This window comes from Capsulimonas sp. (genome assembly GCF_039929585.1).
GTDB lineage: Bacteria > Armatimonadota > Armatimonadia > Armatimonadales > Capsulimonadaceae > Capsulimonas.
On the sequence record NZ_JBDSQY010000172.1, the window covers coordinates 47,512 to 60,577 of the forward strand.

Consider the following 13,066-nt stretch of genomic DNA (forward strand, 5'->3'; position numbering starts at 1 on the left):
CGAGCAGGAATAGGCAGAAAATGGGCGAGATCGGGCGCCCGCTCTCCCGGTGAGCCAGAGGTACGATAACTCCAGCAAAACATCGCCAGGAGTAAGCAATGTCCACACAAAATAAGATCGCGATTGTCACGGGAGGCAGCCGCGGCATCGGCCGCAATATCGTTCTGAGCCTCGCCCAGCGCGGCGTCGACACCATCTTTACCTACCACTCAAATCTGGCGGAAGCCGAAAAAGTCACCGCCCTCGCCGCCGAAGCGGGCCGCAAAGCCGTCTCACTTCGCCTCGATACGGGCGACATCGCCGCCTTCGACCTGTTTGTCGACAGCGTGCGCGAGGCGCTGACAGAAATGGACGCCGCCCGGTTCGACTATCTCGTCAACAACGCCGGCACATCGCTCCACAACGCCTTCGATCAGACGACCGAAGAAGAGCTGGACACCGTCTATAATGTCCACTTCAAAGGCGTCTTCTTCCTGACGCAGAAACTCCTGCCCGTGATCAACGACGGCGGTCGGATCGTCAACATCTCCAGCGGCCTCACCCGCATGTCGTATCCGGGAAGCTCCGCCTACGCCTCCATGAAGGGCGCCGTCGAGGTCTTGACACGCTTCCTGGCGGCGGAACTCGGCCCGCGCCGCATCGCCGTCAACACCGTCGCCCCCGGCGCCATCGCCACCGACTTCAGCGGCGGCATGGTCCGCGACAACCCTGAAATCAACAAGCTCGTCGCCAGTCACACCGCCCTCGGCCGCGCCGGCCTGCCCGACGACATCGGCCCAATGGTCGCCTCGTTATTGAGTGAGGATAACCGATGGGTGAACGCCCAGAGGATTGAGGTTTCGGGGGGAATGGGGTTGTAAAGGGGAATCTGTACGGAGACGGAAGCCGCCCTGTCCCTACAGCTGGAAGGCTGTAGGCTATGCTGGGGCGAAGTCAGCTAAAGCAGACTCCTGGACTACGGTAACGCCCTCGTTATCCTGATCCTAACCTGCTTTAGCTGGTTTTGCCTCAGCTTAGCCCACAGCCTTCCAGCTGTGGGACGCCCCCGGAGACCTTCCCCAAGGTCTCCGGGGTTTTGTGTTTTAGAGCGTGGTCGCGCGGCGGCGGCGCAGGAGGAGGCTGCCGAGGGCGAGGGCGCCGATGGCGAAGGCGGCGTAGCCGCTGGGTTCGGGGACGGCGGGGGCGGAGTTGACCGTCAGGCGCAGCTTCGGAGCGTCGAAGAGATAGGTGTCGTTGGGGTAACCCGGTTCGCCGGCGCTGTGGTAGTCGACGGTGTACTGGTAGGCTTCGAACGGGTTGATATCGGCCAGCTGGAAGGCGAAGTATTGATCGCCGTTCGCGACAGCCGATTGCAGCAGCGCGGTGATGTCGCCGGACTGCGAGCCTAGATTGCCGGTCGTTGTGAAGGAGGTCGTTCCGAGAACCGGCGGCGTGCTGAAGAAGTCGTAACCGAGCTGGCCGGTCGGGTCCGCGAAGGACGTGACGCCGATGGTCTTCACTCCGGTGTAGCCTTCCAGCAGATCGAAGCTGACGCTGGCGTTGTTGATATTCTGGCCGGCGAGGCCGGAGATGTCGACCTGGACGCTCACCTTGGAGTAATCGTAGTTGATCGAAAACTCATGGGAGAATTCCTGAATGCCGGCCACATCGCCGTAGTAATTGACAAAGCCGTCGCCCGAATATTTCGCGGCCAGGTTGCCCTCGGTCCGATACGGAAACGTCCCGATGTCGGGCAGCACGTATATGGTGGTGGCCGCGTGGGACGGCGCGGCGGTCAGAGCGCCGACGCCGGCCATTAAGGCGAACGCCAGCGCAGCGCTCGTATTTTTCTTTGATTGCATATCGTTTCCTGGGCAGAGTTTAGAGTATAGGAAGCATACAATCGACATCGCGTTACCAAAGAACAAGTGGGTAGGTGGGTGGTCGACGGTGATCCATCCATAATAATGCATAATGGGCGCCAAGTCATTAGAAAATTGCAATTATTTTCGCCGGCAACAAAACGGGCGCACCGGCGCGTTTTGTGTGGAATCGCCAAGTGTGTTATACTGGTTGGACATGAAACACGCTTCGATGGAGCAGACATACCGTCTTGAGATGAAGGATTTTGTGGAGGTCAACGCATTCCTCGTCAAGCGCACCCCGACTCCGATCCGGTTCTTCATCATTCGATGGGTGCTCATCCCGGGGCTGACAGGTGTCGAGCTCTACCCCTTGCACTTGCCGTTCTGGATGTATGCCTCCATTCTTATCGCGCTCGAAATCGGCTGGCTCTTCTTTCTCAGAGGGGTCGGTCGGATGGCGCTGAAGAAGGCCTCCGTCGCTTACAAAGGCGTCAACACGATTGCGATCTCACCCGAGCGGGTTTGCGTCGAACACTCGATGTTCGAGATGCGCGTCCGCTGGGAAAAGTTCAGTGAATTGCTGCAAAGCGACAAGCATTTGATTTTCGTCATGGGGAGCTACGGCTATTACATCGTTCCGATCGGCGCCTTTCAAGACGCCGAACACGCCCATGTCTTCATAGAAACCGCGCGCGCCTACCAAAACGGAATGCTGCTGGATGCGCCTGAGCCCGCCGCCAGCGCCTGGCCTCCGCCGCCGCGCCGCATGAGATAAATCAGGTACGATAACGCCAAGGAGCAAACGTTTCGATTAGGAACAAAAGATTGTCTTTCTTTCTACTTCTGCTCGCTCCCAAGGCGGTGAGTCGAATGAGAAAGCGCGTTCATCGCTTCGATCCATCGGCTGTATTCGGATTGCCGGTGGGCTGATTCGTCTCGGAAATGCCGCCGCGGTTGTGCCGGCCGCGCGCGCGTGTTGCTCCGCCAAGGCGGCCTTGAGGTTTCACGACGCCGACTTCGGGAGTGTCCGAAGCGGCGCCTTCCGGCTCCGTCGAAGTCGCGTTTGCATCTCCCGAATTTCCCGTATTCACGCCACGTTTTTTCCTGGCCGCCATTGTTACACTCCTTTACCACGGATGATTGAATTTTGCAGGCGGCGCAATATCACCGCTGCGAAAACCATTTTGCTGAGATTAAACAAGTGAACGATATTTTTGTAATATTATCCACATAAACCACTATAAATAGCACGAGGGAACTTATTTGCGGATTCTGTCGCCAAACTCGTGGATATCGGTTTATGTTCTCCCCTATCCCGCCGACCGGCGCGCCGGCCGCACTACTCAACGTTGTTATCGGAGAACTCTATGAACGGCAGTCGCACACGACGCTCTTTCCACGCAATCCTCACCGCCATTTCCCTCGCCGCCGTTTGCGCCGCGCTTTGCCCCTCGATCGGACGCGCCGACGGGCGCGTGGATTCGAATGTCCCGCCGGGCACGCCTCCGGAGATCGCGGCGATCATGCGCAAGGTCCAGGCTGGCAAGCGGCCGACAGGAGCGGATATCGCGAAGCTGCAAGCCTGGTCGCAAAAGCTTGTGGAGAAGGTGAATGGCCAGGTGGGCAACGGATCGCAGTACCGGCCTCCCACACGAACGGCGCCCGGCAGCCAGGCGGCGGCGCAGCGGGGCGAGCAGGAAGGAATCCCCTGCACGATCCATGTCTCCGCCAATTACAGCGGGCATAGTGAGAATAGCAGCGAAGAATATCAGACGAATTACACAGCCAGGGCGATGCTGTACCCAAGGCTGAACGGAACAGGCGATTACTGGGCGACCATGATGGACCCCAACGCCGAGGTCTCCTCGTTCCGGTTCGAGCCGCTCGCGGCCGCCAGCGGCGCGACGATCGCCAAGGCCGGCGGCGGATCGTACCATTTTCGCTCGAAGGATAACAAGGGAAACGGCTCGGATTCGAAGGGAACGCTTACTCAGGGTATCTTCAGCATGCAGCTGGTGACCACGGGCAAGAGTGACTTACTTTACCCATCGGGCGGCGGCGGCGGCGTGGCGAAGGGGACAACCACCACGTATGATAAGGACCGCAGCGTGACTTCTAACGACCCCGGCGGAAGCGGCGGTGGTCTCTCCGTGCCGTTTGCCGCTGAAAACGTCCTGCTAGGCCCAGGCAAATCCACTCCCATCCCGAAGATGACATTGTCTTACCGGGCGCTCGTCGCCGCCATCAAATCGGGAGCGACGGCCACGATCACGGGCAATGAGAATGCCTCGAACTTGTCGGTCGGCGGAATGACTTACAGCGCCCAAAGCTCCATTTCCATCACGCTTCGTCCCAAGCCGATGGATATTCTCATCGAACCCGTCAACAAACGGCTCTACGAAGCCTGGGAGCCGATGCCGGACGCCACCGACACGAGCCATCCGGAGCTGTTTGGCGATCCCAAACCTCTCGCAGTGCATATTGTGATGCACGACGCCTCGAAACCGCCGACCGCAAAGAGCGACGGCGGTCTGACGCAGCCGAACACTCAGATCGGCGGCCTGATCGACATCTATCTGCATGATGTCAGCGATCAGAAGGGCGTCTGCATGGACTTCCCGGCCGACAGTCCCGCAAAAAAGGGCCTGTTCTTTCCGGCCGATCAGCCCCCCGGCATTGTCCGCGTGGACGAGCAGCATGTCAAAACCACCAGCGCTACCGCGCGGGAGGCGACAGTGAATGTGTGCGCCCGCGACACCGGCGCCTACGGCAAGATCGACGCGAAGTGCGAGACGCTGGGCCTGGATTCGAAGTGCGTACGAAACACGGACACGTTTCTGTCGATCCCGCTCGACGACGATTTCAACAACATCGCCGACCAATACGAAATCGAGAAAGGCATCTTCGACCGTAAGCTGGGAGCAAACTGGGATGAAGAAGATAAACCCGCCGGCTGGAAAACGCCCGGCGACGGCTTTTCGCTTTACGAAGAATACCGGGGGTTTTTGATCGACAATCCGGATCACAGCGAGACATTCCAGCGGCTGGGCCAGGAAAAGCGCAAGCTGTTCGTCTTCCCCACCGGAGATGACCGGGAAATTTACCGTCAGGGCGCTGACTTATACGCGAACGCTTCGGGCGTCGATGTCTACTACGTTCATCAGCGAGCGCGGCTGAAAGATATCGGAGGAACGTTCAATCCACGCTGGATTAACTTCAACACTACGCCTTACAGCACTCCGCAGGCCGCCGTGTGGATGATGGACCTGCACCTCCCCGACAAGACCGCGTTTACCCGCCCGGTCGCCGGCAGTGACGAAGCTCGACCGCAGTGTCCCATGACGACCGACTGCATCGCCATTTCCCGGCCTGCGATCACGCATGAAATCGATGATTGGGCTGGTGTTCTCCCGGCCAACACGCCGATGGAGAGCCTGTTCCCCGACGCGCAGCAGGGCTGTACCGACGGTCATATCGATGTCGCCGAGGCCGAAGCGACCATGCAGGCCCGCAAGCCGGCGCTGGTGGACCGGCTCATCCTGTTCAGCGCGGCCCATGAGCTCGGCCACGCGACCGGCGGCCGGCACCACGGCCTGGATCAGTACCTCGATTACGCCAGTCACAACAACCTCACCAAGAAGCAAAACAAAGATGCACAGGAGAAGTGGTACTCCAGCGGCGATCATGACTGCCTGATGCGCTACTGGCACTTCGACACGAATTGGACGGAATTTATGCTGTTCCTTGCCGGCAAATGGAACCTGCTGACGCCCTCGACGGGCGGCAAGTGGGGATTCTGTTCCGCCGATCTTCCGAACATGCACATGAAGGAATAGCCTTTCTCGCTCGCTTCCCACAGCTAAAGCAGTGGTCTAATCAGAGGGAAGCCAGCTTAAGCAGGCTGCCAGATAAGGATCGGAGAAGATGGGCATTCGCCACAATCCGAAATCCAGCAGTCGGCTTCAGCCGCCTTACCCCTGATTAGACCACTGCTTTAGCTGTGGGCATAGGAAGGCGATCGTTTAACAATTATCAGTCATACTTGGAATAGGGCAGTGTCGAGAGATATGGAACAGACGTATACGCTGGAGGTGAATGACTACCTTCAGTTCCAGGCGTTTCTGCGCAAACGCAACCCAAAATACTCACATCAGCGATATCTGTTGATGCTCGTCGCCCCAGGACTCGTCGCGGTCGCCACCAGCTTGCTGCGGCTTCCCTGGGAAGCCATCCTTCTCTTCACCGCTCTTGCCGCCGCGCTCTGGATCCCGTATCTTCTCTGGGCCTTCCGTAAAACGATGTCGAACCAGCTCAAGCTCACCATCGGGGCGAGAGGCTTGTTCACCGCCGTGATCGACCCAACCCGACTGAGCATCGAAGGTCCAATCCACGAGATGCGCACTCGCTGGGAGAAAATTATCGAGATCACGGAGTCCGAGCATCAGCTGGTGTTTTTATACAGTCCGGCTTACGGGAGCATGATCCCCAAAGCCGCCTTCCGCGACGCCGAACATGCCCACGAGTTCCTGGAAACCGCCCGCGCCTACCAGAACGGAATGCTGAGTGACGCGCCCACATCCACCGCCTGGCCTCCGCCGCCCCGGCGCATGGATAAATCAGGTAACATGATATCATGGAGCAAACCTATCGCATGGATCTCAAGGATTACCTTGCGTTCTATGTTTACTATTTCCAACAGAAGCCGCTGAAGATTGCTTTCTGGCTGCTGGTGATTTTGCTCATGCCGGCGCCGCTCATTATCCCGGCGCTTACCCACACCCATGCGCCGCTGCCGCGCGCGCTTGCCATCTGGGCGATGTTCTCGCTGGTTATCTTATGCGCTTTGGTGTTTGTCCTGTTAGTAGTTATGGTCCTCTCCGTAAAGCAGCGCCCCGGTACGCTGGGCCTGTTCACCACGACCATCACGCCGACGATGCTGATCGAGACCAACTCGGCGTATGAGACGCAGTTTCGCTGGGAAAAGATCATTCAAATCACGGAGAATTCCCGTTATTTGATATTTCTGATCTCTGCCAACGCCGGCTGCATGATCCCCAAACGCTCCTTCCGCGACGCCGAACACGCCCGCGCTTTTCTAGAGACGGCCCGTTCCTATCAAAATGGAATCGCCAGCCCAAACGCTCCAACGGCAGACGACTGGCCGCCGGCGCCGCAGCGCAGGAGAGTCGACTCTTGAGCGAAAGTCCGCCCGAGCAGAAGACAATCGAAGAACAGGTCAGCGCTCTGGCGGCGCGGCTGGATCACGTGCAGCAGGTTTCGACGCTGAACTCGAAGATCGCCAAGCTGAAATTTTATCGCGATGAAGATGCGCGCGAATGGGCGCTGCTTTCCAACCGCGTGAACGCCTATGTCACCTCCCAATCGTTCCTCGTCTCGGCCACGGTGCTCGCTCTGGCGAACTCCACGCCGCACGGCCACCTCTTTCGTCTGGTGTTTCCCTTGATCCTCGGCGCCATTGGCCTGGCGACATCCGTGCTCGCCTATCAAGGCGTCACAAGCGCCATGGACGTCATTCGACTCTGGCGCGACAAATGCGCCGCCCTATCCTCCGCCGACTCGCACGAAGACGCCCTCGACGATTACTACGTCGTGCGTGGTCGGCCCTACAACTGGCTGCGCGCCATCAACCAGAACCTCTTCGCCCGCTTCCAGCGCCAGATCGTCGATCCCCAGATCGACGAGATCCACGTCCGCAGCCTCAAATTCGCCCTGCTCACCCCCTGGATCTTCGGGACCGCCTGGGTCGTGTTCGGCGTGCTGGAAGTCTACTTCTACTTCCTCACAGGGTCTCGGCGCACGTAGGTTTATCCCCTAGCCCGCCACATATATCAGGTACCATCACAACATGGAACAAGCCTTTCGCGTGGAGATCAAGGATTACCTTCAGATCAATACTTATCTCGTCAATCGCAGCCCCCGCTGGAAGTTTATTCGTATCGTTCGGCGTAGTCTCATGCCGCTGATCGCCGCTGGCGTTTGCTTTTTCGATCAAATCCCCCTATTGTTCGCGATCCCCATCGTCGCTGTTGTCGGAGCGATTTCGTATTTGCTCCAGACGAATGTCATCTACCAGGGATTCAAAAACGGCTATGCGACCGATATGACGGGGGTCTGCACGATTTCCATCACGCCAGAGGAATTTCGCTTTCAAAATCCGACTTACGCGATCAGCGCCCGCTGGGAGAAGATGACTGACGTGACGCAAAGTCCTCGGCACCTCATCTTTATGCTGCTTCCGCTCCGCAGCTTCGTGATTCCCAAGACAGCGTTTGCAGACGAGGAGCACGCACGCGCGTTTTTCAATACGGCGCTGGCATATCAGGCGGGAACGCACACGGACCATATTGACACTCCCGGAACCACCGCGTGGCCCCCGCCGCCGGATCGAAGGAGATTGTAAGGCCGCTTCATGACGCACAATTATCGGTTAGAGTTAGACGACTATCTCAAATTCCATAAAATTTTGCTTTCGCGATTGCCTTGGTATCAGCGCTTCCATGGTCTCGTGATTTTTTTCCCCGTCGTGGTCGCCATTATCCTCGCCATCGCGCATTGCCCATTGGGCAAATCACTCGGGATCATTTTCATTTCGGCGCAATGCTGGGCTGGCTTAGTGAGGGGCTTTGAGCGAGCAGGCATGATTTCGTCGATCAAGAACAGTCCAGGCGCCATCGGAGACTTCGCCGTCACGATAAGTTCGGAAGCGATTGCAATCCGAGAACTTCGGTTCACGACAAATACGCCATGGAGTTCGCTGACGGAAATCACGCAAAGCCAGAACTATCTGGTGTTCATGTGGGCGCCCACGCAGGGCTTCATCATTCCCAAGGCTTCCTTTGGCGATCCATCGCTCATGGACGAGTTCCTGGAAGCCGCCCGCTCCTACCGACGAGGGGAAGATCCCAAGCGTCCGATCGCGACACAAACATGGCCCCCGCCGCCGAGCCGGATAGGATAGAACGGAATAGGGAATGACAAAGCGCCCCACCGCCAAACTCCAAGGAGACGGCGATGGGGCGCTGACTGCGTGTGGGGACGCGCGCTATTTGTATTTGGCGCTCAGAAGCGCGAGGGCTTTGGTGGCGCCGGCGGAGTAGCCGTTGCAGTTGAACTCGTCGCTGGACGCGACGCCGGCGGCGCAGGTTGAGTCGGTGGGGGTATCGCCGAATTTGCCCCACATGCTTGGGACGCCGTTCGCGCCGGCGGTGCTCTCCGGGCGCACGCTCTTCACATGGCCGTCGCAGAACAGGGCGTTCATCGCGCCGGTGTGGCCCGCAAAGCCCTGGATCTGGAACTGCGTGCCGTTCCAGTCATCCCACGCTAGGTTGGTCTCGTTCAAGCTGGCGGCTTGGCGGCATTCGGCAACCATGATCTTCGCCGCCGGCTCCTGGAGCCACGCGATGGAGTGCGGGGCGCCAAACGAACCGCTGAAGAGCTGGTAGGGCGTGGAGTAAGACGCCGGGATAACCGGGAGGTCATCGGGGATCTGACCCCGGTTGCCGTAGCCGATGGCCGACTGGTTCAGGGGGTTGCTCGGGCAGGCGAACACACCGACGCTCTTAGTGTACGGATACAGGCCGTAGAACATGTTAACTTGACGGCCCTCGATCGTGGTCGTGCCGCCGAATGGATAGTTTTCGTCGTTGTCCTGAATGTACTGCATCATCGCCAGACCGATCTGCTTGAGATTGGAGGCGCAGGACGCCTGACGCGCCTTTTCCCGCGCTTTGGCGAAAACGGGGAAGAGGATCGCAGCAAGGATTGCAATGATTGCTATGACTACGAGCAGTTCGATGAGCGTAAAGCCTTGTTGACGATGTGTTGACATAAGTTCTTTCCTCTGGGTTTTCGTTGGGAGTGTATGATAAGTACTCTCACAAGTATATCACCGCCTCCTGCGGCCCACAAGTGCGAATCTGGCTGGTTTATTGATGGATACTCATGCAGTTTGGCCCCTGCCTAATCCTGGGGAGAGCAGGAACGGCCCCCTGCCCCCAATCCTGGGGGAGGAATCAAGAATCCCCCTGGCCCCCAAAGGGGTAAAAGCTCATATCCGTCCACGTGACAAATCTTTGCCACGCAAACGTTGTTATGGTTTACACCCCTTGTGGGGGCCGGGGGGCATCTTCTCCTCCTCCAGGATTGGGGGGCAGGGGGGGCCGAATCGTATGCTCAAACGCCCTTCACCTCATACACCCCACCCTTCGACGCCGTGAATGTTGCGACGCCGTCGGCGTTGGAGATGGCGATCTGTTGGCCGTGTTCCTGGACCTGATAGGCTCCCGTGGCGCGCATGTGGATGGGGCCGGCGCGGCGGGCGCGGATCGTGGCGGATTGGAGCTTGCCGCCCGTCCAGGCCATGTCGATGTCGGAGGCGCCGGGTCGGGCGCGTAAACCTCGGACGTGACCGGCGGGCCAGGCGCTGGGGAGTGCGGGGAGCAGGTGGATCGTGTCCGAGTGGCTTTGCAGGAGCATTTCGCAGACGCCGGAAACGGCGCCGAAGTTGCCGTCGATCTGGAACGGCGGGTGCAGGTCGAACAGATTGGGCGCGGTGCGCTGCGGGGTGAGCAGCATCGAAATCATCTTGTGCGCGTGGTCGCCGTCTTCGAGGCGCGCCCAGAGGTTGATCTTCCAGCCCATGCTCCAGCCGGTGGCGTCGTCGCCGCGAATCTCCAGCGACTTTTGCGCCGCCGCGAAGAGTTCGGGCGTCCCGCGCTTGGTGATCTGACTGCTTGGATAGAGGCCGTAGAGGTGCGAAACGTGGCGGTTGTGACGGTCGGGCGACTCCATGTCCCAGTCGTCGAGCCATTCGCGCAGCTGCCCGGCCTTGCCGATGCGGTCCGGGGCGAGGCGGGCGCGGGCGGTGGTGAGACGGGCGCGGAAATCGGCGTCCACGCCAAGCAGCGCGGCGGCGCTTCGGCAGGCGTCGAAGAGGTCGCGCAGCAGTTGGTTGTCCATCGTCGGCCCGGCGCAGATGGAGCCGCCGGCGTGCCCGATCTCGGGGGAGACCGACGGGCAGGTCACAAGATAATGCTGTTCGGGATGCTCGACCAGGGTATCTAAGAAGAACTCGGCGGCGCCCTTCATCACGGGATAGTGGCGGCGCAGGGCCGCCTCATCTCCGGTAAATTCGTAATGATCCCAGAAGCTCTTACACAGCCACATGCCGCCGCTGGGCCACATGCCGGACCACGGGACGTCCACGGGCGCGGTTCCGCGCCAGGCGTCGGTATTGTGGTGCGTCACCCAGCCGCCGGCGCCGTATTGGGTTTTGGCCGTGTGGCGGCCCGTGACGGCGATCTCGCCGATCATGTCGAACAGCGGCTCGTAGCATTCGATCAAATTGGCGGGCCCTGCGGGCCAGTAGTTCATCTCGGTGTTGATATTGATCGTATACTTGGAGCTCCACGGCGGATCCATCTCGTGGTTCCACAAGCCTTGCAGCGTCGCGGGCTGGCCGCCGGAGCGCGAGCATGAAATCAATAGGTAACGGCCAAATTGAAAATGCAGCGCAGCGAGCTGCGGATCGTCGCCATTTTGGAAGGCGGCGATCCGCTCGTTTGTCGGCAGTTTGGCGGCGGGCGACGTCCCCAGGTCGATGGCGACCCGGTCGAATAGCTTGCGATAGTCGGCGAGATGAGCCTCGCGCAGACGGGTGTACGGCTTTTTTGCAGCCGTGTCGAGATACTTTCGGGCGAGCGCGGGGGCGTCGCCGCTCACGTCTTCATAGTTTTTGTAACTGGTGGCGATGGAGATCAGCAATGTGACGGCGTTCGCGCCTTCGACGGTGAGCTTCCCGTTCTCGGACGTCACATGGCCGCCCTCGGCCTGCACGCGCGCGAGCGCCTGGAACTTGACCGCGCCGGGGACGCCGCCCCGGTCGCCGCTTCGCCCATCGATCGCAATGGTATGGACATCGGGGGAAGAAGCCGTGATATTCTGGGGACTGTCAAAGGCGGCGGTGAAGCTGATTATTCCAGACTTGCCCGCCGTCATGCGCACAGCGATCACGTTGTCCGGCGCGCTCGCGAATGTCTCACGCGCGAATTTGACGCCGCCTGCCATATATTCGACGTGCGTTGTGGCTGAAGCGAGATCCAGATCGCGCCGATAATCGACGATGTCGCCGCTGTCGGCAAAGCTCAGCTTGAGATTGCCCACCGTCTGATACGGCATTTGGCCGGCGGGCTTGCCCATAAACTTCGCGTTCACTAACTCTTCGGCTTCATGGAACTTGCCTGCGAAGACCAGCTGACGGATCTCAGGCAGCGCGGCGAGTCCTTCGGGGTTGTCGTAGTTGTGCGGCCCGCCACCCCAGAGCGTTCCTTCGTTGAGCTGCAAGGTTTCGGTATCGACGCCGCCGTAGACCATCGCCGCCAGACGGCCGTTCCCAATGGGCAGCGCTTCCAGCCACTCCTGCGCGGGCTTCTGATACCAGAGCGCGAGGGCGTTCGCCGGCCCAGTCGTCGTGCCGACGACCTCACGTATCCAATTTGTGTTCGTCAAAACCAATGCTCCATGGATCGGCGCCAGCGTCCGGCCGGGACTTGCGGGAAATACCCATTCGCCGACTGCCCCGCTCACACTCTTTGCCGGATCGACGGCGCGCGCCGCGATCTCGGCGGCCGTCAGCGCTCGGCTGTAGACGGCGGCGCGCTGGATGCGCCCGTGAAAGGCGTTGTTTCCCTCCGGATCGGCCCCCACCGTCAGCGAAACCTTCGGCGTTGTCATCGGCGAAAAATCGCCGTCCGTGAGCGCGGCGACCTGCTTGCCGTCCACATAGAGCGCGAATGTTTTGCCCGATGCGCTGTAAACGCCGGCGACATGCGTCCAGCGATCTTCTGGCAATTTCGCATCGTAAGAGCAAACACCCTTCGCCACGATCATGCGCAGTGAGTTCCCCGGATACGTATCCAGCGTGAACCCTTCCGACGTCCCCGCGACCAGCTTGTCGAGAATGCGTCCGCCCCCTTGCTCCATCGGCGACGCCTTCACCCACGCTTCCAGCGTGACGGAGTCCGTGAGGTCCAGCCCCGGATCGAGCTTGCTGCGCAGCAGTGGCTCGTGCGGCCCAACGGCCATGCCGTCCGAGGAAGGCGCATCCGCCGCCCGCGCGGGATTTGTCTGCCAGGGATTGAGAAGAAGGGGGCCGGCCAGGGCGGCCCCGAAGCCCGCTTTGAGAAAATCGCGTCGCTGCATAG

At 59.8% G+C, this 13,066-nt stretch carries 12 protein-coding genes; 8 read left to right on the plus strand and 4 right to left on the minus strand.

Features of this window, described 5'->3' with window-relative positions:
* Positions 1-98 precede the first annotated feature (98 nt).
* Complete coding sequence (locus ABIZ35_RS12040; RefSeq protein ID WP_348220149.1) at positions 99-860, plus strand: SDR family oxidoreductase; 762 nt, start codon at positions 99-101, stop codon at positions 858-860.
* Positions 861-1,082: 222 nt separating this feature from the next.
* On the opposite strand, the gene ABIZ35_RS12045 is transcribed toward ABIZ35_RS12040, so the two are convergent.
* Positions 1,083-1,841, minus strand: a complete 759-nt coding sequence (locus ABIZ35_RS12045) for a PEP-CTERM sorting domain-containing protein (RefSeq protein ID WP_348220150.1) — start codon at positions 1,839-1,841, stop codon at positions 1,083-1,085.
* 232 nt (positions 1,842-2,073) lie between these two features.
* Here ABIZ35_RS12045 and ABIZ35_RS12050 point away from each other — a divergent pair, with 232 nt between their 5' ends.
* A complete protein-coding gene (locus tag ABIZ35_RS12050) occupies positions 2,074-2,619 on the plus strand; it encodes a YcxB family protein (protein ID WP_348220151.1) in 546 nt (181 codons plus the stop codon).
* 109 nt (positions 2,620-2,728) lie between these two features.
* Here ABIZ35_RS12050 and ABIZ35_RS12055 read toward each other — a convergent pair whose 3' ends face one another.
* Positions 2,729-2,935 (minus strand): hypothetical protein, encoded by a 207-nt coding sequence (locus tag ABIZ35_RS12055; RefSeq protein WP_348220152.1) that lies wholly within the window; start codon positions 2,933-2,935, stop codon positions 2,729-2,731.
* 276 nt (positions 2,936-3,211) lie between these two features.
* Between ABIZ35_RS12055 and ABIZ35_RS12060 the strand changes: the two genes are divergently transcribed.
* The 6 genes from ABIZ35_RS12060 (at position 3,212) to ABIZ35_RS12085 (ending at position 8,823) form a co-directional block, all read left to right on the plus strand.
* Positions 3,212-5,680, plus strand: a complete 2,469-nt coding sequence (locus ABIZ35_RS12060; RefSeq protein WP_348220153.1) for a hypothetical protein — start codon at positions 3,212-3,214, stop codon at positions 5,678-5,680.
* Positions 5,681-5,911: 231 nt separating this feature from the next.
* On the plus strand, positions 5,912-6,553 hold the full coding sequence (locus tag ABIZ35_RS12065; RefSeq protein ID WP_348220154.1) for a YcxB family protein: 642 nt from the start codon (positions 5,912-5,914) through the stop codon (positions 6,551-6,553).
* A complete protein-coding gene (locus tag ABIZ35_RS12070; protein ID WP_348220155.1) occupies positions 6,496-7,041 on the plus strand; it encodes a YcxB family protein in 546 nt (181 codons plus the stop codon). The genes ABIZ35_RS12065 and ABIZ35_RS12070 overlap by 58 nt, the downstream gene beginning before the upstream one ends.
* Positions 7,038-7,667, plus strand: coding sequence for a hypothetical protein (locus ABIZ35_RS12075; protein ID WP_348220156.1), 630 nt, complete (start codon positions 7,038-7,040; stop codon positions 7,665-7,667). The genes ABIZ35_RS12070 and ABIZ35_RS12075 overlap by 4 nt, the downstream gene beginning before the upstream one ends.
* A 43-nt stretch (positions 7,668-7,710) precedes the next feature.
* Positions 7,711-8,265, plus strand: a complete 555-nt coding sequence (locus ABIZ35_RS12080) for a YcxB family protein (protein ID WP_348220157.1) — start codon at positions 7,711-7,713, stop codon at positions 8,263-8,265.
* Positions 8,266-8,274: 9 nt separating this feature from the next.
* Positions 8,275-8,823: a YcxB family protein gene (locus ABIZ35_RS12085; protein ID WP_348220158.1), complete on the plus strand. Its 549-nt coding sequence runs from the start codon at positions 8,275-8,277 to the stop codon at positions 8,821-8,823.
* An 84-nt stretch (positions 8,824-8,907) separates the two neighbouring features.
* Here the strand turns inward: ABIZ35_RS12085 and ABIZ35_RS12090 are convergent, their stop codons facing one another.
* Positions 8,908-9,693: a DUF1559 domain-containing protein gene (locus tag ABIZ35_RS12090; RefSeq protein ID WP_348220159.1), complete on the minus strand. Its 786-nt coding sequence runs from the start codon at positions 9,691-9,693 to the stop codon at positions 8,908-8,910.
* Positions 9,694-10,037: 344 nt separating this feature from the next.
* Positions 10,038-13,066: glycoside hydrolase N-terminal domain-containing protein (locus tag ABIZ35_RS12095; RefSeq protein ID WP_348220160.1), on the minus strand; the 3,029-nt coding region annotated here is incomplete at its 5' end.